Annotated in this window: 24 protein-coding genes and 1 pseudogene; 7 read left to right on the forward strand and 18 right to left on the reverse strand. The window is 60.0% G+C overall.

Annotated features, from left to right (window positions below):
• Nucleotide 1: 1 nt before the first annotated feature.
• The gene (locus LF252_RS09615; RefSeq protein WP_226269367.1) at nt 2–1,129 is read right to left on the reverse strand and encodes a glycosyltransferase family 4 protein; all 1,128 of its coding nucleotides are present in this window, start codon (nt 1,127–1,129) and stop codon (nt 2–4) included.
• A 77-nt stretch (nt 1,130–1,206) separates the two neighbouring features.
• Nucleotides 1,207–2,691 carry a lipopolysaccharide biosynthesis protein gene (locus LF252_RS09620; RefSeq protein ID WP_226269368.1) on the reverse strand — a complete coding sequence of 495 codons (1,485 nt, stop codon included), beginning with the start codon at nt 2,689–2,691 and terminating at the stop codon, nt 1,207–1,209.
• 158 nt (nt 2,692–2,849) lie between these two features.
• On the opposite strand from LF252_RS09620, the gene LF252_RS09625 reads away from it, so the two are divergent.
• Together LF252_RS09625 and LF252_RS09630 are read left to right on the forward strand one after the other, a co-directional pair.
• Nucleotides 2,850–3,932: a GumC domain-containing protein gene (locus LF252_RS09625; protein ID WP_226269369.1), complete on the forward strand. Its 1,083-nt coding sequence runs from the start codon at nt 2,850–2,852 to the stop codon at nt 3,930–3,932.
• Nucleotides 3,929–5,392: an O-antigen ligase family protein gene (locus LF252_RS09630; RefSeq protein ID WP_226269370.1), complete on the forward strand. Its 1,464-nt coding sequence runs from the start codon at nt 3,929–3,931 to the stop codon at nt 5,390–5,392. The genes LF252_RS09625 and LF252_RS09630 overlap by 4 nt, the downstream gene beginning before the upstream one ends.
• Nucleotides 5,393–5,468: 76 nt before the next feature.
• On the opposite strand, the gene LF252_RS09635 is transcribed toward LF252_RS09630, so the two are convergent.
• From LF252_RS09635 to LF252_RS09660, 6 genes are all read right to left on the reverse strand, one after another.
• Nucleotides 5,469–6,701, reverse strand: a complete 1,233-nt coding sequence (locus tag LF252_RS09635; protein ID WP_226269371.1) for a PP2C family protein-serine/threonine phosphatase — start codon at nt 6,699–6,701, stop codon at nt 5,469–5,471.
• A 132-nt stretch (nt 6,702–6,833) separates the two neighbouring features.
• Nucleotides 6,834–8,015 (reverse strand): ABC transporter permease, encoded by a 1,182-nt coding sequence (locus tag LF252_RS09640; protein ID WP_226269372.1) that lies wholly within the window; start codon nt 8,013–8,015, stop codon nt 6,834–6,836.
• Complete coding sequence (locus tag LF252_RS09645) at nt 8,015–8,272, reverse strand: helix-turn-helix domain-containing protein (RefSeq protein ID WP_226269373.1); 258 nt, start codon at nt 8,270–8,272, stop codon at nt 8,015–8,017. The genes LF252_RS09640 and LF252_RS09645 overlap by 1 nt, the downstream gene beginning before the upstream one ends.
• Nucleotides 8,273–8,324: 52 nt before the next feature.
• The gene (locus LF252_RS09650) at nt 8,325–8,879 is read right to left on the reverse strand and encodes a c-type cytochrome (RefSeq protein WP_226269374.1); all 555 of its coding nucleotides are present in this window, start codon (nt 8,877–8,879) and stop codon (nt 8,325–8,327) included.
• 95 nt (nt 8,880–8,974) lie between these two features.
• Nucleotides 8,975–10,159 carry a glycosyltransferase gene (locus LF252_RS09655; protein WP_226269375.1) on the reverse strand — a complete coding sequence of 395 codons (1,185 nt, stop codon included), beginning with the start codon at nt 10,157–10,159 and terminating at the stop codon, nt 8,975–8,977.
• Complete coding sequence (locus LF252_RS09660; protein ID WP_226269376.1) at nt 10,156–11,205, reverse strand: lysylphosphatidylglycerol synthase transmembrane domain-containing protein; 1,050 nt, start codon at nt 11,203–11,205, stop codon at nt 10,156–10,158. The genes LF252_RS09655 and LF252_RS09660 overlap by 4 nt, the downstream gene beginning before the upstream one ends.
• 159 nt (nt 11,206–11,364) lie before the next feature.
• Between LF252_RS09660 and ruvC the strand changes: the two genes are divergently transcribed.
• The 3 genes from ruvC to LF252_RS09675 all read left to right on the forward strand — a co-directional run bounded on the left by ruvC (nt 11,365) and on the right by LF252_RS09675 (nt 13,799).
• Nucleotides 11,365–12,003, forward strand: a complete 639-nt coding sequence (ruvC, locus tag LF252_RS09665; protein ID WP_226269377.1) for a crossover junction endodeoxyribonuclease RuvC — start codon at nt 11,365–11,367, stop codon at nt 12,001–12,003.
• A 147-nt stretch (nt 12,004–12,150) separates the two neighbouring features.
• Entirely contained in the window at nt 12,151–13,473 is a 1,323-nt protein-coding gene (locus LF252_RS09670; protein WP_226269378.1) for an ankyrin repeat domain-containing protein, read from the forward strand.
• Nucleotides 13,474–13,580: 107 nt separating this feature from the next.
• Nucleotides 13,581–13,799 (forward strand): KTSC domain-containing protein, encoded by a 219-nt coding sequence (locus LF252_RS09675; protein ID WP_226269379.1) that lies wholly within the window; start codon nt 13,581–13,583, stop codon nt 13,797–13,799.
• An 11-nt stretch (nt 13,800–13,810) separates the two neighbouring features.
• Here the strand turns inward: LF252_RS09675 and LF252_RS09680 are convergent, their stop codons facing one another.
• The 8 genes and pseudogenes from LF252_RS09680 to hutI form a co-directional block, all read right to left on the reverse strand.
• The gene (locus LF252_RS09680; RefSeq protein ID WP_226269380.1) at nt 13,811–14,881 is read right to left on the reverse strand and encodes a tetratricopeptide repeat protein; all 1,071 of its coding nucleotides are present in this window, start codon (nt 14,879–14,881) and stop codon (nt 13,811–13,813) included.
• Between the two features lie 117 nt (nt 14,882–14,998).
• Entirely contained in the window at nt 14,999–15,394 is a 396-nt protein-coding gene (locus LF252_RS09685) for a hypothetical protein (RefSeq protein WP_226269691.1), read from the reverse strand.
• Nucleotides 15,378–16,136, reverse strand: a complete 759-nt coding sequence (locus tag LF252_RS09690; protein ID WP_226269381.1) for a class I SAM-dependent methyltransferase — start codon at nt 16,134–16,136, stop codon at nt 15,378–15,380. The genes LF252_RS09685 and LF252_RS09690 overlap by 17 nt, the downstream gene beginning before the upstream one ends.
• Nucleotides 16,133–16,867, reverse strand: coding sequence for a DUF2071 domain-containing protein (locus LF252_RS09695; protein WP_226269382.1), 735 nt, complete (start codon nt 16,865–16,867; stop codon nt 16,133–16,135). The genes LF252_RS09690 and LF252_RS09695 overlap by 4 nt, the downstream gene beginning before the upstream one ends.
• Nucleotides 16,868–16,904: 37 nt before the next feature.
• Nucleotides 16,905–17,036, reverse strand: coding sequence for a hypothetical protein (locus LF252_RS23160; protein WP_394370403.1), 132 nt, complete (start codon nt 17,034–17,036; stop codon nt 16,905–16,907).
• Between the two features lie 9 nt (nt 17,037–17,045).
• Nucleotides 17,046–17,288 (reverse strand): annotated as a pseudogene (locus LF252_RS23165) (DoxX-like family protein); the annotation flags it as partial.
• Nucleotides 17,285–18,082: a PhzF family phenazine biosynthesis protein gene (locus LF252_RS09705; protein ID WP_226269384.1), complete on the reverse strand. Its 798-nt coding sequence runs from the start codon at nt 18,080–18,082 to the stop codon at nt 17,285–17,287. The pseudogene LF252_RS23165 and the gene LF252_RS09705, both read right to left, overlap by 4 nt.
• Before the next feature lie 35 nt (nt 18,083–18,117).
• The gene (gene hutI / locus LF252_RS09710; protein ID WP_226269385.1) at nt 18,118–19,383 is read right to left on the reverse strand and encodes an imidazolonepropionase; all 1,266 of its coding nucleotides are present in this window, start codon (nt 19,381–19,383) and stop codon (nt 18,118–18,120) included.
• A 242-nt stretch (nt 19,384–19,625) separates the two neighbouring features.
• On the opposite strand from hutI, the gene LF252_RS09715 reads away from it, so the two are divergent.
• Together LF252_RS09715 and LF252_RS09720 are read left to right on the forward strand one after the other, a co-directional pair.
• Nucleotides 19,626–21,194 (forward strand): T9SS type A sorting domain-containing protein, encoded by a 1,569-nt coding sequence (locus LF252_RS09715; RefSeq protein WP_226269386.1) that lies wholly within the window; start codon nt 19,626–19,628, stop codon nt 21,192–21,194.
• Between the two features lie 57 nt (nt 21,195–21,251).
• Nucleotides 21,252–21,779, forward strand: a complete 528-nt coding sequence (locus LF252_RS09720; protein ID WP_226269387.1) for a 2'-5' RNA ligase family protein — start codon at nt 21,252–21,254, stop codon at nt 21,777–21,779.
• Between the two features lie 2 nt (nt 21,780–21,781).
• Here the strand turns inward: LF252_RS09720 and LF252_RS09725 are convergent, their stop codons facing one another.
• Together LF252_RS09725 and LF252_RS09730 are read right to left on the reverse strand one after the other, a co-directional pair.
• Nucleotides 21,782–22,696, reverse strand: coding sequence for a hypothetical protein (locus LF252_RS09725; protein WP_226269388.1), 915 nt, complete (start codon nt 22,694–22,696; stop codon nt 21,782–21,784).
• Between the two features lie 77 nt (nt 22,697–22,773).
• Complete coding sequence (locus LF252_RS09730) at nt 22,774–23,220, reverse strand: BLUF domain-containing protein (RefSeq protein ID WP_226269389.1); 447 nt, start codon at nt 23,218–23,220, stop codon at nt 22,774–22,776.
• Between the last annotated feature and the right edge of the window lie 69 nt (nt 23,221–23,289).

Raw genomic sequence — 23,289 nt, forward strand, 5'->3', positions numbered from 1 at the left:
ACTACCTCCTCACGGCCCGCTCCACTTCGGCCCAAAGATGCCGGGCACTTTCGTCCCAACTGAAGCGCTGCAGGTTGCGCTGCCCCAGTTCCACCAACTGCTGCCGATACTCTTCGGATTCCCACACGCGCTGCAGGCCCGCTGCAATGGAATCCGGCGAAAATGGGTCGACGAGGCAGGCGGCGCCGGCCACTTCGGGCAGGGAGCTGCAGTTAGAGGTAACAACCGGCGAGTGACAGGCCTGGGCTTCGATGATGGGAATGCCGAAGCCCTCGAAATACGGCACGTAGCAGGTGGCCAGGGCGGCAGCGTACAACTCTACCAGCTCCGCGTCGGTTACACGGCCGGTCAGGTGCACGTCGTGGCGGTGCTGAAGCTGCTGGTATACTTCGAAAATGGGGCCGGCTTTCCAGGCCGTGCGGCCCACCACCAGCAGCTTGACGGGGGCACCGGTGGCGGTTTTGAACGCATCAAACGCCCGCAGCAGGTTCACCAGGTTTTTGCGGGGCTGCAAGGCTCCCACAAACAGAAAGTAATCCTTTCCGGCTGCAAACCGCTCCCGGGTGGCCTGCTGCACGGCGGGTGCCTGGGGCTGAAAATGCGCATCAGCGGCATTGTATACCACGCTGATTTTGTCGGCCGGCACCCCATACGTCTGCACGATGTCTTGGCGGGTAGCTTCTGATACCGCCACCAGCCGCTCGGAGGCCTGTGCAAAGCGGGGCGTGAAATATTGGTAGTAGCGTCGCACCAGCCGGTCTACATCCTGCGGAAAGTGCTCGAATGCCAAGTCGTGCAGCACCGTTACGCGCGGCACGCGGGTACGCAGTGTAGTATAGCCGTCGGTGCTCAGGAATACGGCCGGGCGGTGGCGGCGCAGCCAGCGGGCCACGGCTCCTTCAAACCAGGCCACCCACAACAATGGGTGCCGGGCCGGGGGGCGGAGCACGTGCGGCACCACGTTGGGGCCAAACAGGTACCGCTCATCAAACGGCCGGTCGAAAAGAAAATGAAACGTGTGCTCGGGATGCTGCTGCACCATGCGCCGGAGCGTTTCGAACGTGAACCGCCCAATACCCTCCAGCTGGTTGCCGGGCAACAGAAAGCGGACGTTGACGGCTATATCCATGCGAGGAATGGGGTATAGGGCAAGGGGCAAAACAGAATTCGCACAGCTTGTAAAAGCCAGTGGGTATACCGTTGGGTTTACTCCGTGGCGGTTTCCGGCTTCTTGCGCAGGGCTCGTACTTCAGAGACCCGCACGATGCCCAGGGCAAATATCAACACCAGCAGCCAGATACCCGCCGCGGCCGTTTCCAGCCACCACGGCAGCCCGGCATAGGTACGCAGTGCATACCAGCCCCCGCACAGCCCGCCAAACGCCGCAGCCAGCCGGAGCAACGTAGCCCAGGGCGGGCGCACCCCGGTGCGGCGCGGCACCAGCCACACGTAGCCAACGGACACAAATACGGCGCACAGCAGCGTATTGGCCGCCCCAGCCAAGGCCCCGTAACGCGGCATCAACAGAAAGTTGAGGCCGGTGTTGAGCACAATGCTGCCCGTTACCAGCCAGGAAACCGGTTTTTCGTGGTCGGTGCTGGTGAGCAGGGTGCTGTAGATGGCGAAGAAGGCGTGCACCAGTACGTTCAGGAACAGCACCTGCAGGCACTGCGTCATGCGCAGCAGCTCGGCGGGGGTGCTGTGCTTGAACTGGAAGAACAGCAGCTCGCCCCTAAACAGCCCGAAGCCGACTACCAGCAGCAGCGGCACCGTAACTACCCGCTGCCCAAACCACAACAGCTCCTGCTGCTCGGGGCGGCGGCCCGTGGCGTGGGCGAAGCGGGCGAAGAATAGCGGCAGCACCGTCCAGAGGTACATCATCACGGCATCTACCCAGCGGTAGGCGGCGGCGTAGTAGCTGGCTTCTTTGGCCGATACCAGCCGCTCCAGCATCAGCATGTCTATCCGCTCATTGAGGCCATACACCAGCGTAATAAAGGCCAGCGGCAGACTTTCCAGCAGCACCTGCCGGGCCTGCTGCCACCGGGGCCGCAGCGCCACCCGCCCATACAACCGCCGAATCAGGCCAGCCAGCAGCAAAAAAGTAAACAGCACTGCCACCGTGCGCACGCCCACGTACCGGTCTAGGTTCAGGCCCAGCGGCAGCAGCGCCAGCACTAGGCCCAGCAGCAGCAGCCGCTCCAGCACCGACAGCACCGCATCGGTATTGAAGCGCTGGTGGGCCTGCAGCACCCCGCGCAAAAACAGTGTGTATTGGGTGAGCAGCAGCCCGGCCGCCGTGAGGGCCAGCAGTACCAGCCAGTGGCCCCGGTAGCCCAGCACCCAGCCCGCCCCCACCGTAAGCAGCAGAAAACCCAGGCCCAGCCCGGCCCGCAGGGGCAGCAGCGTGGGAAAGAAATCGGCGAAGAAGCTGGGCGTGGCCGCCAGCCGCTTAGTGGTCAGCTGCGTGGTGCCTAGGTCGGAAATGCCGGCCACAATGGTAGCCAGGGTAAGCAGGGCCGTGAAAGTGCCAAACTGCTCGTGGCCGATGCGGTCCTGCACCACGTTTTCCAGCACCACCCAACCGGGTTTCACCAGCAGGTTCAGCAGCACTACAAAGCTGATATTTCCGAGGAAGCGTTTGATAAGCGGAGTGCGTGAGCGAAAAACAAATTGCCCTGAATCGGACACTAATCCAATTGGTAACTGCGGCAGGAAGACGCAAAACTACGCAAAACCCGCCGCCTAGCCCGACAAGAACCGGCACCGGCTGAGGGCCTTTTTCCTCTATATTTGCCTGCCGCCTACGGCTACCCCTTCACTTTCAGCCGCGCAGCCTTCTATTTCGCATGTCGGAGTCGTCTTATTCCCTCCTGGGCCTGTGGCCTATCATCAACCGCTGGAAAAAACTTGTAGGCGCAGCCCTACTCATGGCCCTGATAGTGAGTATGGTGGTGGCCCTGCTGCTGCCCAACGTGTACAAGTCAACGGCTGTTTTCTTCCCTACCAACCCCCAAACCACTGACCCTGACCGCATTGCCACCGAGGGCAGCAAGCTGGAGCTAGGCGGCCGCACCGAAGACCTGGACCGGGTTATTACCATTGGGGAGTCGCAGCCGGTAGCGGAGCTGATCATCAACCGCTTCAACCTGCACCAGCACTACAACACGGGCGCGGCCGGCGACGATGCCGCTGATGATGCCGCCCTGCGCAAATTCAGCTCCAACCTGGATATCGTGCACAACGAGCGGGACGCCATTGAGCTCACCTTTTTTGATGAGGACAAACAGCTGGCCGCGCAGATAGCCAATGCCTTGGTGCAGGTAATTGACTCGGTAAACCAGCAGCTGACCCTGGAAAACCGCCGCAACGTGCTGGGCCTGTACCAGCAGCGGTACCAGTTTCTGAACAAGGAGTTCGAAACCTCCCGTCAGAAGCTCATTCAGGCCCGCCGCCGCTACGGCATTTACGGGCTGGAGCAACAGTCGCGCTATCTGGCCCGCGAGATTATTGAGGTAGAATCCAAGCTGCGGCAGGCCGAGGGTGAGGGCGACGGGGAAAAAGCCGCCGGTTTGCGCCGGGCTCTGCGGGGCCTTACCCAATCCGAAGCCGGCAACGTCATCAACCTAGAAGACTACACCCAGGGCGTAGACTCGCTGAACCTATTTACGGCCCGCATGACCGACCTGCAGGCGCGGCTGGTAAAAGCTCGCGGCGACTACGAAACGGCCGACGTGGCACTGAAGGGCAAACTTTCCTCGCTATACGTGGTGCAGAAGGCGTACCCGGCCACCAAGAAAAGCAAGCCCATCCGCTGGCTGATTGTGGCCGGTTCCGTATTCCTGACGCTGGCCCTCTCCATTGTGGTGATTACGCTGCTGGAGCTGTGGCGGCGAACCACCCGCCGGCCAGCCAGTGCACCCGTGCTGTGAACCAGCGCCTAACCTCCTTTCTGCCCCAGGACCCGGCCCAACGCATTTTCGTGGGCTTTGTGGTGGTGTTGTTGCTGGGCGGAGCCACCGCGTTGTTGCTGAGCACGCCGCTGGCGCTGCTGCCGGTAGCCCTGGCCGTGGGGGTGTTGGTGGTGTTCACGGAGTGGCGGCTGCTCTATTACCTGCTGTTTCTGACGCTGGCCTTCTCCCGGGAATTGCCCCTACCCGGCGGGCTGAGCATGGACGTACCCTCGGAGCCGCTACTGCTGGTGCTCACGGGCTGCATTCTGGCCACGGTGCTGATGCGCCGCACGTTTATCCCGCGCCGGGAGCTGCTGCACCCGCTGGTTATTATCCTGCTCCTAATGCTGCTGTGGTCGGCCGTGTCGGCCGTGTTTTCGGTGGATACTACCAAATCCATCAAGTACCTGCTGGCCAAAACCTGGTATCTGGTACCGTTTGGGCTGGGTACGCTGCTGCTGGTGCGGCGCCCGGCCGATATCTGGCGGGTGGCGGGGCTGTACGCCATCAGTGCCTCACTCACGGTATTGATTACGGCTGCCAAGCACGCCACGCACGGCTTCAGCTTTGAGTCGGTAAACGAGGCGGTGCAGCCGTTTTACCGCAACCACGTTATCTACGCCACGGTGCTGGCGCTGCTGCTGCCGTTTGCGCTGTACAGCATCCGGAGTACCCGCGGGGCCACCAAAACGGCTTGGTGGGTGGGTTTGGGTATTCTGCTGTTTGGCCTGATTACGTCCTACACCCGGGCTTCGGTGCTGTCGTTGCCGGTAGCGGGGCTGTTTTATGGCGTTATTCGGCTGCGCCAGACGCGCCTGCTGCTGGTGGCGGTTTTGGTGGCGGTTTTCTCGGGGGCGCTCTACTTCCTGAGCCAGAACAACTATATGCTGTACGCGCCCAACTTCGAGAAGACGGTGTTCAACGGCCAGAACTTCGAGAAGCACCTGGAGGCCACTTACAAGCTGCAGGACGTATCGGGCATGGAGCGGGTGTACCGCTGGGTGGCGGCGGGCCGAATGGCGGCCGCGCACCCCATGGTGGGCAGCGGCCCCAGCACCTTCTACCCCGAATACAAGCGCTATACAGTACGCAGCTTCCGTACCTATGTGAGTGAGAATCCCGAGAAATCAACCACCCACAACTACTTTCTGCTGGTACTGGCTGAGCAGGGTTTCCCGGGCGTGGTGCTGTTCATGATTCTGCTGGGCGGAACGCTGATTACCATTGAAACGCTCTATCACCGCACCCAACCCAGCAGCCAGCCCCGCTACGTGCTGCTGGCCTGCGGCATGAGCTTCGTCATCATCGTATTTCACCTGCTGCTGAATGAGCTGGTCGAAGTTGACAAAATCGGCTCCTTCTTTTTCATCAACCTGTTCATGCTTATCCGGGTAGGCACTTGGGTGCGGGAGGGTGATAAGCCCTTAATAACGGAATAACCACGCGAACAACAGGCAATAGAAAAGCGCCACAGGCTAACCTGTGGCGCTTTTCTATTGCCTGTTGTTCGCGTGGTTATTTAAACCGGCAGCTGAGGATGGTTACATCATCGGCGAAGCGGGAGCCGTTGGTGTTGAATGCTTCAATTTCGCGGAGTAGCTCCCGGTGCACGGTGCCGAGCGGGGCGTACCGGTTGTGGCGCAGCACACGCAACACGCCTTCCTCCCCAAACTCCTCGTGGTCAGCATCGAATACCTCGGTGAGGCCATCAGTGTAGGTGAGCAGCAGGGCGCGGGGCGGCACCTCCAGGCGGCCCACTTTCAACATCGGCAACTCGTCCATCACCCCCAGCATGATGGAGCCTTCCTTGAGCAACAGCACGGGGCCGGCATCGGGAATGAGCAGCGGGTCGTTGTGGCCGGCGTTTACGTATTCCAGCACCCGGGTGCGCCGGTTGTAGAGGCCAAAAAATACGGTGATGAACTTGTCGCCGCCGGCGTTGCGGAAAATCAGGTTGTTGAGTTCCTGGGCCACGGTGGCCAAATCAGCCTGCTGGCGCATGAGGGTGCGCAGCCCCGCCTGGAAGTTGGACATCAGCAACGACGCGGCCACACCCTTACCCGATACGTCGGCCACGCAGAACAGAAACCGGTCGGCGTCAAGGTCCACCACGTCGTAGTAGTCGCCGCCCACGGCGGTGTGGGGCACGTAGCTGGCGTGCACGGCCACGGCGGCATCGTTGGGCAGCGTGCGCGGGAAGAGCATGGTTTGCACTTCCTGGGCAATTTCAATTTCCTTGCGGATGGCCGCATCAGCTACGCGTTGCCGGGCCAGGCGGCGGTTCTGGATAGCGCCCAGCAGAATATTGCTCAGCGTCTGCAGAAACTTGGTGGCCTCCTCGGTGGCGTAGTCTTCGTTAAGGTTACCGATGAAGACGTAGGCCAGCACCGCCCCTTTTTCAACCACCGGAATGCTGGTTTCCAAGTATTGCCACTCAGGTCCCAGACCAGGGAAATCCTTGAGCGGGCACGGCTGGCCGGCGCAGTGGTTCAGGATGGCCGCCGGCATGGGCACTTTGCGGAAATCAACCAGCCCGGCCCCAAACGACACCATGCATACCCACTGGTTATCCTCCTTCACATACAGCACCAGCCGCCGAATGTTGAGCTGGCCGAGCAGGGTAAACTGGAATATTTTGTAGAGGGCTGCCTCCGTCGAGTCCTGGTTGATTACCTGCGTGATATCCAGCAGCGCATTCAGTTCCCGCTCTTTCAGAAACAGGCGCTTTTCAAGAATACTGGTAGGCATATGCGGGGTTGGGTGAATGACGAAAGATAGTGAAGGAGGCCGGTTGGGCACCAAGATAGCACCACTAGAGCCCGTTTACGCAGAATCGGCCGGTAAAGCCACCGTGTAGCGCAGGCCGCGCGGCCTTGCCAGCTACCCCAGCGGGGTTTTGGGGTCGTAGGCGTCGCGCAGGCCGTTGCCCAGCAGGTTAAAGCTCAGCACCAGCAGGCTAATGGCCAGCCCGGGCAGCAAGGTAAGCCATAAGCCCGCTTCGGTGCCCAGCAATTGGAACCCTTCGTTCACCATTAGCCCCCACGAGGGAGCCGGCGGCTGTACGCCCAAGCCCAGGAAGCTCAGGCCCGCTTCCAGTAGAATAGCCGACGCAAAATTACTGGTGGCCAGCACAATGAGCGGACCCGTCATGTTGGGCAGCAAGTGCCGCCAGATTAGCCGGTGCTGGGGCAGGCCGAGCACCCGGCCCGCCTCCACGAAGGTTTTCTCGCGCAGGCTCAGCATCTGGCCGCGTACTACCCGGGCCACATCTACCCACATGGTGAGGCCCACGGCCACAAACGACGTCCAGACGCCCTTGCTGTCCAAGGCCAGCGAAATGGCAATTACCAGCATGATGCCCGGGATGCTCCATACCACCGTCATCAGCCCCAGCAGCACCGAATCGACCCAGCCACCCACGTAGCCGGCTACGGCCCCAATGAGCATACCCAGCACCACCGAAATAAGCACGGCCACTAGCCCAATACCCAAACTTACGCGGGTACCCAGCAACAGGCGGCTCAGTTCGTCGCGGCCGGCTTTGTCGGTGCCCAGCCAGTAGGTGCGGTGCTCAATGTGCTCCTCGGCCACTTCTTGGGCCAGTTCAGCGGCCGGGCCGGCATGGCCTACCACCGCCGCGAGTGGGTACGCCTGGGGCTTATCGGCCAGGGCCGAGTGATTTTGGTACGGTTGGGTATAGAGCGAATCGCCCTGAATGCGGTAGCTGGCAATGGGCACTTCCTGGAACCGGGCGGGCCGCCCCTGCCACCATGTACCGAGCCAGCTAGTACTTTGGTGGGCAGTATCGGCGGCGGGCAGGCGCAGGATGGTGGCGCTAAACCCTGGGGCTTCTTTTTGAAGCTGCACCAAGCCGTTGTTGGCGTTGGGCGAGTTATCGGGCAGCACCCAATAGCCCAGCAGGGCCACCAGCGTGCAGACTACAATAAAGCCCAGCCCCAGCATGGCCGGCGTGTTGCGCAGCAGCCGTTGCCGCACATAGTAGCCGGGCGGCCGGGCCGGCGCCGGGGGCGCCACGGGTGAAACGGCAGTTACAACGGCCATTAGCGGGTATTGTGCTGCAGCAGGCCTTCCTTGGAAGCCAGAAAGAAACAGTCGCGCACGATGGCCCCGAACGAGCTTTCCTCGAAGGCCAGCTCCGTGTCGGGGTCGGGCCAGAAGCTGCGGATGAGGCCCTGCTCCAGCAGCTGCCGAAGGTGGCTTTCCAGGGCAGCGGGTGCCAGCCCGGTTTTCTGACTCAGGTCGGAGAAGGAAGTGACGAAGTACAGCTCGTCGAGAATATCAAATTCGGCGTCGGTCACGGAAAGCAGAGGTTTGGAACAAAGGTAGCACTCCAGGCGGGTTCCTAGGAGGCTATCGGTAGCTTACGATTGTGCCGGGCGCATAAGCTACCGCATCGGTGCCAGCTTGTGCCACGCCTTCCTGGGAGTCGATGTAGGATACAATCTGCTGAATCTCCTTTTCCGACAGCTGGAAGCTGGGCATCTGCTGCTTTTGGTACTGCTCAAAGATTTTCACGGCGTAGTCGTCGCCGCTAGCCACCAGCTTGCTGGAGTTCTTTACCCACGAAGTAATCCAACTCATGGGCCGCCGCTTGGTGATGCCCGCCAGAGCGGGACCTACTATCACTTCGTTTACAGCATGGCACTGGGCGCAGTTGCCTTTGAACAGGGCGTCGCCGGCGGCTACGGCAGCCGCATCGACGCCGGGGGGCAGAGGCCGGTCTGCAGGGACTGAATCGGTAAACGAGGCCATTGCGACGGCTTCGTTACCGCAAACCAGAGGTTCATCCTGGCTAAAATCCTGCGTTCCAGTCAACTGCTCGCCCAGCATTACTGAACATAGAACAATAGCCCCAGCTACCACCGTCAGGCTAGCGGGCATGATGATTTCCAACAGATTTTTCATACCGATACGACAAATGAATTACCTATTGAAATACGCCCCGGATGCCCGTAAAAGCAAGCAAAATCGTTGTTGATTTGCCGACGAAAGGGCAATAATTACGGCTGCACTTGCCGGCCCTTCCACTCGTAGCTGCCGCGCAGGCCAGCCAGACCGGTCAGCAGGGCATATGGGGCGTAGGCCAGCTGCAACACCGGTATCCACCACAACCACCGAGGCCGCCCCAGAAACCGGAGCACCGGGCGCAGCAGCAGCGCGTCGCCCAGGAGCTTACCGGCCCAGCTGAGCAGCACTGCCCAAGCCGGCACCGTACCGAGTAGCCACAGCCCCGCCCCCACCGGAAACAGCAGGTTGGCCAGCAGCACCAGCACCGCCAGCCGCTGCGGAGCCCGGGTTTGGTAATGCCGCCACTTGCTGGCCCAGCGCACCCGTTGCCGCAGCAACTGCCGTAGCGTGGGTTGGGCCGGGGTGCTTATCAGGGCGGCCGGATCGGCCAGGAACCGGATACTGCCGGGAAAGGCGGCGTGTAGCTTGTGCAGCAGAAACTCGTCGTCGCCGCTGGCCACCTGTTCGTTCCCCTGAAAACCCTGCACGGCAAAGAAATCGGCGCGGCGGTAGGCAAGGTTAGCTCCGTTGCACATGGTGGGCTGCTGCCGGGCAATGCCGGCGGCCCCGGCTCCCACCAGCCCAGCCAGCTCCAACCCCTGCAAAGTAGCCAGCGCCCCAGCGCCAGTGAGCAGCACCGGGCCACTGATAAACCGGGTTTCGGGGTGGCGGGCCACGGCCTGGGCGTAGGCCCGCACCCAACCGGCCGGCACCCGGCAGTCGGCATCGGTGAGCAGCAGCCAGGGCGCTTGGGCAGCTTGCACGGCCGCCTGTACGGCGGCTTTTTTGCCCGTGGGCGCATCGGGCTGCTTTGCCAGCTGTAGCAACCGCACCGGAAACGGAGCCGTGGCCGCAGCCTGTTGCACAACGCGGGCCGTGTCGTCTTCGGAATGGTCATCCACTATCAATACCTCAAACCCGCCCGGTACCGGCTGCTGTTGCTGTAGGTCAGCCAGAAGATGCGGCAGATTATGCGCCTCATTGCGGGCGGCCACCAGTACAGAGAAGGCCGGGGCAGCGGTGGATGCGCTAACTGCCGTATGCTCCGGCTGCGGCCTAGAGCTTGACTCGGCCACCTGCTGCCGCCACGCCCGCCCGAACCGGGCCATCTGCCGAAGATACACGCTGCTCACCAGCAATAGCCCGGCCGCTCCCAACCACGTTACCGCGTGCATCATGCTTCAGGAGCCAAGGCCGGCGCTGAGCGACGCTTGCGCAGCACCTTTAGCCGGAGCACGAAAACCAAGCCGATGGCGCTGGGCACGGCAATATTGAGTACCCACAAGCTCAGGCTGGCACTCAGCACCGGCAGCACCGGCTGGCCCAGCATCCCAAACAAGTGCGTGGCCGACAGCTCGCGCACGCCCACATCGGCCAGCGCATTCAGCGAGGGCACCAATGATTTCAGCAGGAATGTGCCCGCAATAGCCGCCAGGGCCGGGCCAGCCGCCGCCTGCACGCCGTAGGCCCACAGCAACGCGCCAAACTGCAGGCAGAACACCAAGTACCGCAGCCCCGAAATCAGGAGCACGCGCGTAAGTAGCCGGGCCGGGTAGGTAGGCATAACTGCCAGGTAGCAGCTGAAACGCCGCAGGGGTTTTACAGCCTGCACGGCCGCCACCAGCAGCTCGGAATGGTACAACGGCAGCAGAATACCCACATTAATCAGCAACGTGAGAACCACTACGCCCAGTTGAGCTGCTGGGTAGCCTGGCAAATAAAACCGCAGCAGAAAATACAGTAGCCCCACCGTACCGGCCGCTACCGTGGCTACCAGCTGGCAGTAGCGCCCCAAAAACACGGCTCCTAAGGCATCGAGCCGGCGGCCTTTCAGCTCCATGATGCGGCCAGCGTAGTCGCCCACGCGGTTGGGGGTTACGAAGCCCAACGTGAGGCCCACCAGCACCGCCCGGAAGCTGCGCCGGAACGACACCGGCTCCAGGTGCAGGGCCAGCCGCCACCATTTCCAGGCCTCCAGTCCCCAGTTTACGGGCATCAGCAGCAAGGCCGCCAGCACCCCGCCCCGCCCCTGCCCGCCCAGGGTGCGCGCCAGCAAGCCGCGCCAGGCCGCCGCGGTATCTGCATCGGCTACCACCGAGTGCCACAGCAGGCCCAGCGTCAGGAGCGTAATTCCCAGCTTGCCCGCCACAATCCAGCCTTTGTGCCGGACTGGGGCCGGTGGTTCGGCGGTTTGGGCGTAGCTTTGTAGTCGGGATGAAGGCAAAACGGCGGCGGTTGCGTAACTTTTGCAAGTTAGCGGGTTGTGCGCAGGCGGTGGCTGTTTGCCGCCAACTTGTGGCGGACAGCCGACGCGCACATACCCAAAGTTTCCCTTTATCCATCGTTAGCTTGTAGCTAACTGCCACAGCTAACCGCCTGCGTTATGATTCTGCCCCTGGCCTCTTCCTCCGAGCTACTGCCCAAAGTAATTATGGGCGTTGACCCCGGCACCAACCTGATGGGGTACGCCGTAATTGAGGTGCAGGGTCAGCAGGTGCGTCTGTTGGAATACGATGTTATTGATATGCGCAAGCTGGGTACCAACCACGCCCTCAAGCTCAAGCGCATTTTTGAGCGCATGACGGAGCTAATTGACGAGCACCTGCCCGATGAGCTGGCCATTGAAGCGCCGTTTTTTGGGGTGAACGTACAGAGCATGCTCAAGCTGGGTCGGGCCCAGGGCGTGGCCATTGCCGCCTGCCTGGCCCGCCAGATTCCGTACGTCGAGTACGCACCCACCAAGGTAAAGCAGAGCGTAACCGGTTCCGGCAACGCCAGCAAGGAACAAGTGGCCCACATGCTCCGCCAGACGCTGAAGCTGCCGCCCATTGAGGAGGCCCCCAAGTTCCTCGACGCTACCGATGCCCTGGCCGTGGCCATGTGCCACCACTACCAGAAGGGCAACAACGTGAAGGCCGGCGGCAAAAGCTGGGGCAAGTTCCTGGCCGACAACCCCGGCAAGCTGGCCGCCCCCGTTGCCGGCAAAAAGGCTCCGGCCGCGCGGAAGAAGCCGGCGGCGTGAGGAGAGTTGTTTAACGTAAACCGCCTTATCAGACAGCGAAAAACACACTAAAATCACCTTTAGTCGCAGTAATTGAGCATCTGCCGATGGCCGCTTAAATTCTATTTAAAACGCAGTGGCTGCTCAAGTAACTGTTTAAGTATATCGATGGCCAAGATAGTGAGAATGAGAAACGCCCTAACCACACTTACTATTTGGTTACTACTCTTCTGTCTTCATTCCTGTGGCCCGCAAGAAAGTGAAGTGCATGAGGCAGCATATAATGGCGACCTTAATAAGGTAAGAGAGTATGTGGAATCGGGATGCAAATTAGATACACTCGACCCATGGGAACGGACCATTATTGGAAATGCCTTGGCAGGTGGGCAGGTGGAGGTGATACGATACCTGATATCCAAAGGCATTGATGAAAATGGACGGGAAGATGGCCGCGCTTTCATTCACCGAGCTGTTACCAGTAAGAACGTGGATGCCGTACGGTTCTTGGTGGAGCGAGGGGCCGATATAAATAGTAGAACACTCGGTGACTCCGTGCTAGGGGATGGAGGACAGACCCCCTTGTTACTGGCGTCACAAGAGCTTGACTATCCGATGGCTATGTACCTAATTAGCAAGGGCGCGCAGGTAAATATCCAGGATGAGTATAGCAATACTCCTCTGATAACGGCCATTTTCCTCTCTCAGAGTACAAACTCTAGTCCGGCAAAAATCTTCCAATTTGTAAGGCTACTGGTCGAGCATGGAGCTGATGTAAACCAGGCAGACAAAAAAGGCTCAACCCCGCTTGCGCTAGCTGCGCTAACCGGACACAAAGAAGTGGTTGACTATTTAGTGCATAGGGGAGCTGACATTAATAGAAGAGGAGAAAATGGAGAAACTGCCTTCTCATATGCAGCTGGAGCAGCTAATAAATCTCTTTGTGAGTATTTTATACGATTGGGAGCGCACCCAAATGATCGTCTCGATGATGGCAGCACTGTGTTGATGCAGGCGCTTCGAAGCGATGATATTGTGTTTTTGCGCTGGCTTATTCCTACATATAAGTACAACATCCAAGATAGAGATACGAGTGGCCAGACGCTACTGATGTATGCTGTAAACAAAAGCTTGACAGCCACTCAGTTCGTGGTAAACGAATTGAGAATGGATGTCAATGCCAGTGATGCTTCCGGCGTAACGCCCCTTATGCTCGCTGCTAAGAACCTTGAGCTTGATCAAATCAAGTTTTTAGTAGAAAAGGGAAGCCGAGTAAATGTCCAAGATAAGAAAGGCCTTACGCCTATCATGTATATAGCGCAGGCAGCGCAGGTCAACGATTCAGCCCCACCTAATGATGAGGCTTGTCGTAATGCTATCAAATACTTAATAGAGCATGGTAGCCGCATAGATATAAAAGATCAATCGGGACAGTCAGCTGTTGATTACGTAAAAGACAAACCTTTTCCTGAGCTTATTGCTCTTTTAAAATAGGGAAGAGTATACAAGTGGAGCCACACAAAAAAACTTAGAAAGATCCTATTTCATTTTCTAGACACAGATTCATATATTTTGCAAACTTTACACAATCAATTTCCAATATGCAGCGCCGCCCCGTTCGTTCTACTTCCCTGAAAGCCGTGGGCTACGAGGCCGCCACGCAGACGCTGGAAATTGAGTACCGTCACGGCGGGTTGGTGCGCTACGCGGGCGTGCCGGCCGCCATTCACGCGGCGCTGTTGCAACTGCCCAACAAGCTCCTGTTCGTGGAGCAGGTGCTGGAACGCAACGGCTACGTGCGGGAACAGCTGCGCGGGTAGCGGCCCCGCCCCTACTTCGGCCACGCGTACGCCGCCGACCAGGTGCGGAACTCCTCCACGGTGGCGGTGTGGTTGGCCAGCCAGGTATGCACTTCAGGCGTGCGGGCCGCCCTCGATTCCTGCACCGCGTACGCCAAAGCCGGCAGGTAGCCCTGCTTCTTCAGCTCCACGAAATAGGGCACGACGTACTGCCAGGTAAAACCCTCCTGCTTTTCGGGGTGCAGTTCGTCCAGCACGCTGATCAACGCGTCCAGCTTGCGGATGAGCTGCTCGGTGGGCGTTTTGTCCTTATTTTCCTCGCTGAAATCCATGGCCCCGCTCATGCTCAGCAGCATATCGGCCTGCCCGAAATTGTCGGGGCGGCCCTTTTTGCCGGCGTTTTTCAGGGTTTCCGGGGAGATGTTGGTGGTCACGGCCTTTGCGCCGGTCTTCTCCACGCCCTGCCCCAGCAGCGCATCGAAGCGGGCCAAAGCGGCCTCGGCGCGTAGGCCGATGGGCTCCACCTGCAACAGCCGCAGCCGGACCAGCAGCGCCGGCACGCGGTTGCCTTCCTGCTGCAGCAGCAGGCTCAGCGCATTCAGCGAGCTGGCGTGCCCCGGCCGGTACCGCACCGACTGCTGCATGCTGCCAATGGCCTCTGCCGGCTGCCCCAGCGCCGTGGCCTGCGTAACGCCCAGGTTGAAGTGCAGCCCCCCGTCGTTGGGGTAGCGCTTTAGCCCTTCCTGGTAGATTTTGGCGGCTTCTTTGGGTTGTTGAAGGCCGTCGAGGGCGTTTCCGTAGGTGCTGTAGAATCCCGCACTGGGAGTGTAATTCTGCTTTAGAAGCTGCTTGCACAGCTCTACGGCTTCCTCGTTGCGGCCCAGGACGTTGCAGGTCAGGGCCAGCTCGTAGCGGGCCGTGGTATTGGCGGGGTCCTGCTTCAGGGCCTCTTTGTAGCGCAGCACGGCCTCGTCATACTTGCCCTGGTCGTGGAGCGCCACGCCCTGCTGCACCAGCTCCTGGCTGCTGGTTGTTTGGGCCTGGGCGGATAGTGTAGCCAGCAGCAGCAGCGCAACAAAAGAAACTTTCCAATGAACAGGCATATGATTTTGGGAACGATAGAGAAAGTAAGGAATAGGGTGACAGTTCGAGTATCCAACGTTACAGGCCACGTAGCCGCAACGGTTTTCTGAGCAATGTACTACTCATTGAATCGGATTTCACTGCCAGTACACCAGCAGAAAAACACTCGTCAGGTAAAGCCAGAATAGGGAAAACACGATGTGTACGGCAGTTTCGAACACCTTGCCGCGCCAGAGCGCCGGTGAATAAACGACAAATTGTACCACCAGCCGCATCAGCCAGAAAACGCCCATTCCTAGGCATACGACGCGCCCCAGATGCGTCTGCACCAATTCGGGCGCGAAGTTCAGGCACAGTAATCCGGAAAGCAGTACCAGCAGCGCGATGAACAGCGTGTGCACGTACATCATCTGCCGGTTAATCAGGCTGAGCGGCTTGAACTCAGTCGCCCAATTGAAATAGCTCGGAAAGCCGGCGTGTAGAAAGGCCAGCCCAATCAGCAATGCGCCGATAATTTTAAGATGTACTTCCATCAGTAGCACAAAGGGTAAAAGCGGAAATAAAGCGCGTCAGCTTCTGCTCCCCTTCCAACCGCAATCCGCCCGCCTGAAAAGCGGCCAGCCAGGTAGCCCGCGAATAGAAATGCAGAAACCCAGCGGTGTAGGCCATGAAATTGGCCGTATCCCGCAGATGCTCCACCACTACAGCCCGACCATCTGGAGCCAGCACCCGCCCTATTTCGCGCAGAAACGCCACCCGTTGGGCTGGTTGCCGGATTTCGTGGGCCGCCAGCATCACCACTACTAAATCGGCGGAAGCAGTAGTAAGAGGCAACTGGTCCGGACGCACGGCTTCGGCGCCGGAGTACGGTGCTACGGCGGCCCGGGCCCGCCGAATGGAAATTTCCGTGTGCTCAGCGGGGTCGTAAAAATCCAGCACCCGCAACGTAGCTTCCGGAAACTGTTGGCGCAGCAGGGCGCTGGTTTCGTCGAAGCCCGCGTGAATATTTACCACCCGTTGCGGCACCGCCGCATGTGGCAGCCACCGGAACTCGTACAGTCCCGAAACATCGTACACGTACCAGGATACGAGCAGGGAAACCACGGTGGGCAGCAGCACGGCCAGCAGCAAAAGCCACAACCCTAAGCGCCAGGTAGGATAGCTGCTGGCCGCGTCAACGCCCACAGCCAGCAACAGGGCCGCCAGCCCGGCTCCGGCGTAGAAATGCCAGTTGAAGCGTACGATATTCCAGACACCCTCGGCCCGCTTTCTCATCCGGCCCACGTTTCAATCCGGCCCTTTTTCCACCGGTAGGGAATGTTGTGCATAGTAAAAGCACTGGCCAGCCGGACTTCGCTGAGTCCGAGGCTGCGGATGAAGGCTACCTCGGCCGCTACCACGCGCACCGGCTGGGGCCGCCACTCTTTCCGCTCGCCTTCCACAATTACCACTTGTCTAGTAGCCGGGCTCCACGAAAAGGTAAAAGGCAAGGGGCCGGCAAACCGCCGGGCCTGCTGCCAGTTCCGAAATGGCGAACCAGCCGGCAATTCCGGCTCATCAGCCAAAGTTGCCACCTCGATGTGCAGTCCTGCCTGCCTGGAAAGGATAGTATGGCTGTTGGCAGCAGTCGTCTGGTGTATATCCACAGTCCGGTAGTGGTAAGAGGTAAGTAGGTTACCCAGCCACTGCATATGACGCTTGTCGGTTTCTGACCCCAGAATGTATAAACCGCGCAGCCGCTTACCGGCCGCCGTGGTGTAGCGCACGAATACCCGGTACCCAATCAGAAAGAAACTGTGCCCTAACCAGGCCGGCAGGCCCTGCGGGCGCAACTGCTGCGTTTGCACCAGCGCTACCGCCACAAAGCCCCAGGTACCATCCAGCGTATCAAGGGTCAGGCAAGGCGGCAGCAGGCGTTGCAGTTCAGCCGCCGGGGCGGCAAACGTCAGCACCGTGGTACGGCTCAGCAGCGCCTCTATACCAAAGGGATGATGCGCAATAGTCATAGGTTGGTAGAATAGTTATCGGACACAGCGGTGCAGATTATTCGCTTTTCACTACAAACCCCTGATAATATACCAGCGCCGCAAACGCCGCCGCGAAGCCCAGGTTCAGCCGGCCCCACAGCAACAGGTCAGGGGCCAGCCAAAACTCCAGCACGTTCATCGTCAGCACCAAGACTATCTGAAGGGCAGCCGTTAGCCTAATATGTCTGCCACTGAGTATCCACAAGCCCAGCGCTATTTCGGCTACTCCAATGCACTGCGTGAGTATACCGGCATGGGTTGGCCCCAGAATCCGGGCTACAATGGCCTCATGGCGCGGCACCAGGTGCAGTACTTTGCATAGCAACCCGTTTATCAGCCACACTGCCGCTATACAGCCGCGTAGTAGCCGCGCCCAGACCCAGGAGCGGCGGCCCCTCATCCGGCTACTTTAATTTCCCCTTTCAGGTACGTTACGGCGTGGCCGCTCATGCGCACCCGCTCGCCACGCAGCTCGCACCATAGGTCGCCGCTACGGGCCGATACTTGGCGGGCGTGCAGGTGAGTTTTGCCCAGGCGGTTGGCCCAATACGGTACTAAGGTAGTGTGGGCTGAGCCGGTTACGGGGTCTTCGGGCACGCCCACGCGGGGCCCAAAAAACCGGGACACAAAATCGATGCCGTCGGTACCGGGAGCCGTGGCAATAATGCCCCGGTACTCCACGGTGGCCAGCTGGCCCATGTCCGGGCGCAGAGCCCGCACCTCAGCTTCGGTTTCAAATACACACACCAGATCAGGGCCGGCCCATAGCTGCCGGGGCGTGGCGCCGAGGCCGCCCACCAGGCCAGCCGGTGTTTCCGGGAGCTGCCGGGGCGGGCGGGCCGGGAAATCCAGCGTCAGCAGGCCGTTTTCTACCTGGCTTACGTGTAAGGGGCCACTTTTGGAATGGAAGATGATGACCGGCTCCTGAAAATTCAGGTGGCGGTAGAGTACGTGCGCCGAGGCCAGCGTAGCGTGCCCGCACAGCTCCACTTCCACAGCCGGCGTAAACCACCGGATTTCATATTCGGCCCCGGCACGCGGCACGAAAAAAGCCGTTTCAGCTAAGTTGTTTTCGGCCGCAATAGCCTGCATCATTTCGGCGGGCAGCCACTCCGTGAGCGGGCACACAGCGGCGGGGTTGCCGGCAAACGGCCGGTCCGAAAACGCATCAATCTGATAGATGGGCAGAAGCATATGCAGCAGGCAAGAAAGTAAAGCGAAAAAACAGGTTAGGCAGTCCCTACTTTCCCACCAATGATAACCTGCTGCACCGGGTTTTCGCCCAGCCAGTAGGGTATTTCTTCCAGGGTAGGCACGTTCAATATCAGTATATCGGCGCGCTTGCCGGGCTCCAGGCTGCCGCACTCCTGCTGCTGCCCTATGGCCCAGGCGGCATTCAGCGTTACGGCCGCAACAGCTTCGGCGGGCGTGAGGCCCATCTTGAGGCAGGCCACTTGCAGCGCCAGCCACAGGTTTTTGCTAGGGCAGGAACCGGGGTTGAAGTCAGTGCTGACAGCTACGGGCAGGCCAGCATCAATGAATGCCCGACCGGGCGCGTACCGCTCCTGCCGCAGAAACAGGGGCACCAGCGGCAGCAGCACCGCCACGGTGCGCCCGTCAGCTTGGGTGGCAATGCGGGCAGCGGCGGCCGGCGTGAGGTAGTCGGCATGGTCGACGCTCACGGCACCCAGCGCGGCAGCCATTTCGCAACCGCCCAAATCGTGGATCTGCTCGGCGTGAATTTTCAGCTGGAACCCCATGGCCCGGGCCTGCTCCAGGTACCAGCGTGAATCGGGTACGGAGAAAGCCCCTTCTTCGCAGAAAATATCCACGAAAGGCACCGCAGCCGGCGAAATGCGCGGCAGCACGTCCTGCACCAGCATGTGCAGATACTCCAGCGGTCGGCCCCGAAATTCCGGCCCGGGCACGTGCGCCCCCAGAAACGTGGGCACCACCCGCACCGGTTGGCGGCGGCCCGCTTCCTGCGCTACCGCCAGCAGCCGCAGCTCCGTTTCCGCATCAAGCCCGTAGCCGCTTTTGGCTTCCAGAGTGGTAATGCCGTAGCGCCGGAAACACTCGAGGTGCTGTAACGCCTGCCGGAGCAGGTCGGCATCGGAAGTGGCGCGGGTGGCGCGTACGGTGCTCAGGATACCGCCTCCGCTGGCCAGAATATCCAGGTAGGTTTCGCCCTGCAGCTTGCGCTGAAACTCATGGGCACGGTTGCCGCCAAATACTAGGTGCGTGTGACACTCCACCAAGCCCGGCATGACTACCCGTCCCGCAGCCTCCACCACTTGGGTAGTAGCCGTTACCAAAGAGGCGTCAAGTTCGTGCATGGGGCCCACGGCCACTATCCGCTCCTGCTCACACGCCACGTAACCGTTCGGGATAATGCGCCAGCCGCCTTGCGCCGGGCCGGCTAAGGGCCTGTTGGTAGCGGAACTGCTGAGCGTTAGAAGGTGGCCGCAGTTGCGAATGAGCAGCGAGTATGCCATGGTGCTGAGCGTGGGACCAGCAAAGATGTGGATTGCCAGCAATATGCACAGTTTAGCTCGGTACAAAACTCGTCAAACAATAGTAAAATCCTATATAATGATGTAAAAATCAAACTGATACAACGCATCCATTTTTGAGAAACTACAGTTTAATGGCCCGAAGTTCGTACCTTACTACTCGCAGTAAATACTGTTTTCAGAGGTGGTTACGACTTTGTTTTTCTGCAAACTGGCTTCCCAAAATGAAAAAGTTACTACTCGCCGTTTTCCTGTTAGCCACTGGCTCAGCTTGGGCTCAGCTTCCTACCAGCAGCTATGCCGTATCGGCCGCTTGCCCGGCGTCGGCGCGTAACCCGTCCCAGCTATACCAGGTGTTGCAAGATGGTTCCATGCAAGGCATCGGCACTATTCGCAGCACGGCCAATGGCAACAACCTCATCATTAACGCACTGGGTTACGAGCAGAGCAACCAGTCGGTGCTATACGGCATGCGCGTAGAGCAGCAGAATCTGAACAATTTCACCACGTTCATTCCCCAGCTGTACCGCATCAACCTGAGTACAGCCCAGGCCGACTCAGTTGGTCCCATGACGCCCCCGGAAACGCCCCCGGCTGGCGAGCTGACTCAGCCCGGTAATGGCCAAACAACCTCCGACGTGCGCCAGACGCTGAACTTTGTGGCCGACAGCGGCCCCGATGGCACGTATTACATTGGCGGGGCTACTTTCCGGATTATTTTCAGCACCTTCTTCGGTTTTCCGCTGCCAAATACGGCCCAGGTGACCGATGTGCGCCTGTACGTGGGTACGGTGAACCTAGCCGCCGTTTCGGCTCCTACCTGGCGCCGGCTCGATACCTCTGACCCCGCTACTGCAGCCGTGGTAGAGAGCTTCCGTAGCCAAACCCAGGCTTACATCCGCTCCAACGGCTCCGGCCCCACTCCCGAAGGCGGGATTCAGGACTGGGTATTCGACAAGGAAACCGGCAATCTGGTCAGCTACCTGGGCCTCACCGACCAATATCTGACGGTGCGCAACCCCGCCACGGCCCCTGAGGGCATTACCACCACGGTAGCTACTCCCATCCCCCCCACCACGGCTTCCGACAAAAACATCGGGGCTATGTTCTCGGATAAATTTAACAATGTGTACGCCGTGCGGGCCGCCACTGGTGATATTTACCGCGTTGATAATCAAACCGGCAATTACACCGGCCGCTCGTACGGGGCGGCGCTGGGCTGCACCCGCGGCGACGCCGTGAGCTTCCGCGACGCGCTGCCTTTGCCAGTGAAACTGGTGCGCTTCACGGCCGCCGCTACTTCCGGGGCCACCCGCCTGAGCTGGGTTACCGCCAGTGAGCAGGATGCCGACTATTTTGAGGTGGAACGCAGCACCACCGCCACCCAGTGGCAACCCGTGACGCGCGTACCCGCCGCTAATGCCGCCGCTGGCAAAAGCTACTCGGTGCTGGATGCCCGCCCAGCCAGCGGTACGGTGTACTACCGCCTAGCCATGCACGACCGGTCCGGCGATGTAGCGTACTCATCAGTACAATTGGTTACAGCCAGCCCTGAACTGCAGGTGTACCCGAACCCGGCTACTACTTCCCTAAATGTGCAGGTGCCCGCTACTGAAATGACCACCGTGCTGGAGCTGCGCGATGCGCGCGGCCGTTTGGTGCGGCAGCAGCAACTAGCCCAAGGCATTACCAACACAGAGCTTCCCACGGCTGACCTGCCGGGCGGAATGTATTTGCTGCGGGTGCAGCAAGGGGCAGCGGCCCGCACCACCCGGGTACTGCTGGCCCATTAAGCGGGTCGTGTATCGGCCGAGGGCGGAGCTTCGTACAACCGGAATTTTCGGCCACGTATGACGCCTTCTTCCGAGGTTGCCCCGCTTATTCTCACGCTTACTCTTGAGGCGGAGGCGCATCAGCATTTCACCCGCCTGCGCCAGCAATACTTCCCTCCGGAGCGCAACTACCTAGAGGCGCACGTTACGTTATTTCACCATTTACCGGGGTTGGAGCAGGCGGCTGTGCTGGCGCAGCTCCGGCAGGTAGCCGCCACTACCCCGCCGCTGGAGCTGCTAGTGAGCGGTGTACGGTTTCTGGGCCGTGGGGTAGCCTATACCCTCGAAAGCAGCGCTTTGCAGCACCTCCACCGGCAGCTGCAGCACGATTGGGCTAATTGGCTAACGCCCCAGGACCGTCAGCCGCTCCGGCCGCACATCACCGTACAAAACAAGGTGGCCCCCGAAGCCGCCCGGGCCGTGCATGCGCAGCTACAGGCCACATTTGCCCCAGCCACAGTCCAAGGTACTGGCTTTACACTGTGGACCTACTGCGGCGGCCCCTGGCAGGAAATCCAACAAATTCCGTTTGTGAGTAGCGTATAGGTTTACCGCTTGCGGGCCGTAATGGTGTGCGTGAGGCTCTTGAACTGCCCGAGCGCCTGTTCCATCTCCTGCTGAGCAATGCCCAGCATGGCCACCGCCGTGCTGCCCACCACCGATACTTGTTGATACACGAGCACCCGCTTGCCATTGAGCTGCGCAAAACCCTCGGTTTCATACGTAATCAGGTCGTTGATTCTGCCGGAGGTCTGCTTGCGGGGTGTATAGCCGCTCAGGCCGGCTTGCTGCTGCAACGCCTGCCGGCTGATATCGGCGGCCGTAAGGGACGCGTTGATGGGAAACGAGATGATGGTAACCAGCGGCTCGGTGCCGTAGCTGGCCTTGCGCTGCCCTCCAACCGAATACACCAAGCGGTTCCGGTCCGTTTCGGCCAGCGCAAAGGGCGACTTTTTTTCGTCCAGCACAAAGGGAGCAGCCGATAATCCGGCGGGGACGGCTTGTTGGTAGGTGGCACTGAGCAGGCTGCGGCGCAGGGCCGTGCCTAAGGCTGTATCGGCGGCCGGGTAGCGGGCATCCAGCAACACGGCGTAGGTTGAGTCGCCGAACAACAGCTGCGACGATTCCTGCACCGGTGACAACCGCACCCGCACCAACCGGGCGGCATAAGGCCTGCCGGTAATATCCTGCTGCTGCAATACAGTCCCTCCTTTCGCTTCGAAACGAGCTTTGGTAAAGCCGCTTACCTGCCGGAAGTAGTTGCCGCCTTTCAGCTCAACTACCTGCAAAATGGCATCTCCCCGGCGCAACCCGGTAAAACCGGTGGCTGGCTGAAAGCCCGGTGGCGTTTCCAGCCATACCTGGGTACCGGCCACGGCGCGGCCAACGGTTTGCGCCCGGCCCGTAGTAGCCGCACACACGAGTAATACCGCACCAACCCACCCCGCAACAATACCTCTCATCATTGTTCACTGCTGTGCTCCGGCACCAAACCCGGAGCTGACCGCCCACAAGGTAAGGATTGCAGCCACAGATAGTGCTACGGACGCGGCGCTACTGCCAGCTGGTTGTGCCGCATGTGGTTGGCATACCGCTGAAAATCACTGAGCAACATACATAAAGCCGCGTCGGTGATGGTCAGCATCGTAGGCTGTAAGTCGTCGAAGGCTACGTTGGGGCAGTCGATGAACGTAACCAACCCCATCTGCCACCGTTCAAACTGGCGTTGCGCAACTGGCCCATCGGCCAGCACCAGCACCTCCGTATGGCGGCAGTCTTGCCGGATACGGGCAAATACTGCCGACACAGCTTCTGACGGGCCTTCCAATACCTGCAAGAAGCGGCTTCCGTCGTAGAGCAGCATGCCGGTAATGTCGGCGGCCTCGTTATGGCGGCGCGACTGGTTCAGCAAACGCTTTAGTTCAGCGCTGGAGAGCGGCGTGACGGCCTTACTCTGGTAAATGAGATGGTGTAGCGCTGGCATCATGAACAAAGATAGATTCGTGCGAAATCTTAACTTAACCGGTAAAAAATACGACAATATCTATATAAAGGA

It is taken from the genome of Hymenobacter pini (genome assembly GCF_020421205.1).
Taxonomy (GTDB): domain Bacteria; phylum Bacteroidota; class Bacteroidia; order Cytophagales; family Hymenobacteraceae; genus Hymenobacter; species Hymenobacter pini.

Excerpts from the sequence above, each read along its gene's own strand:
- LF252_RS09655 (WP_226269375.1), bottom strand. The coding sequence starts at position 10,159 with ATGATGCACGCGGTAACGTGGTTGGGAGCGGCCGGGCTATTGCTGGTG.
- LF252_RS09695 (WP_226269382.1), bottom strand. The coding sequence starts at position 16,867 with ATGACTATTGCGCATCATCCCTTTGGTATAGAGGCGCTGCTGAGCCGT.
- LF252_RS09725 (WP_226269388.1), bottom strand. The coding sequence starts at position 22,696 with ATGAGAGGTATTGTTGCGGGGTGGGTTGGTGCGGTATTACTCGTGTGT.
- LF252_RS09720 (WP_226269387.1), top strand. The coding sequence starts at position 21,252 with ATGACGCCTTCTTCCGAGGTTGCCCCGCTTATTCTCACGCTTACTCTT.
- hutI (WP_226269385.1), bottom strand. The coding sequence starts at position 19,383 with ATGGCATACTCGCTGCTCATTCGCAACTGCGGCCACCTTCTAACGCTC.
- LF252_RS09625 (WP_226269369.1), top strand. The coding sequence starts at position 2,850 with ATGTCGGAGTCGTCTTATTCCCTCCTGGGCCTGTGGCCTATCATCAAC.
- LF252_RS09690 (WP_226269381.1), bottom strand. The coding sequence starts at position 16,136 with ATGAGAAAGCGGGCCGAGGGTGTCTGGAATATCGTACGCTTCAACTGG.
- ruvC (WP_226269377.1), top strand. The coding sequence starts at position 11,365 with ATGATTCTGCCCCTGGCCTCTTCCTCCGAGCTACTGCCCAAAGTAATT.
- LF252_RS09705 (WP_226269384.1), bottom strand. The coding sequence starts at position 18,082 with ATGCTTCTGCCCATCTATCAGATTGATGCGTTTTCGGACCGGCCGTTT.
- LF252_RS09650 (WP_226269374.1), bottom strand. The coding sequence starts at position 8,879 with ATGAAAAATCTGTTGGAAATCATCATGCCCGCTAGCCTGACGGTGGTA.
- LF252_RS09730 (WP_226269389.1), bottom strand. The coding sequence starts at position 23,220 with ATGATGCCAGCGCTACACCATCTCATTTACCAGAGTAAGGCCGTCACG.
- LF252_RS09715 (WP_226269386.1), top strand. The coding sequence starts at position 19,626 with ATGAAAAAGTTACTACTCGCCGTTTTCCTGTTAGCCACTGGCTCAGCT.
- LF252_RS09685 (WP_226269691.1), bottom strand. The coding sequence starts at position 15,394 with ATGGAAGTACATCTTAAAATTATCGGCGCATTGCTGATTGGGCTGGCC.
- LF252_RS09640 (WP_226269372.1), bottom strand. The coding sequence starts at position 8,015 with ATGGCCGTTGTAACTGCCGTTTCACCCGTGGCGCCCCCGGCGCCGGCC.
- LF252_RS09680 (WP_226269380.1), bottom strand. The coding sequence starts at position 14,881 with ATGCCTGTTCATTGGAAAGTTTCTTTTGTTGCGCTGCTGCTGCTGGCT.
- LF252_RS09670 (WP_226269378.1), top strand. The coding sequence starts at position 12,151 with ATGGCCAAGATAGTGAGAATGAGAAACGCCCTAACCACACTTACTATT.
- LF252_RS09615 (WP_226269367.1), bottom strand. The coding sequence starts at position 1,129 with ATGGATATAGCCGTCAACGTCCGCTTTCTGTTGCCCGGCAACCAGCTG.
- LF252_RS09675 (WP_226269379.1), top strand. The coding sequence starts at position 13,581 with ATGCAGCGCCGCCCCGTTCGTTCTACTTCCCTGAAAGCCGTGGGCTAC.
- LF252_RS09635 (WP_226269371.1), bottom strand. The coding sequence starts at position 6,701 with ATGCCTACCAGTATTCTTGAAAAGCGCCTGTTTCTGAAAGAGCGGGAA.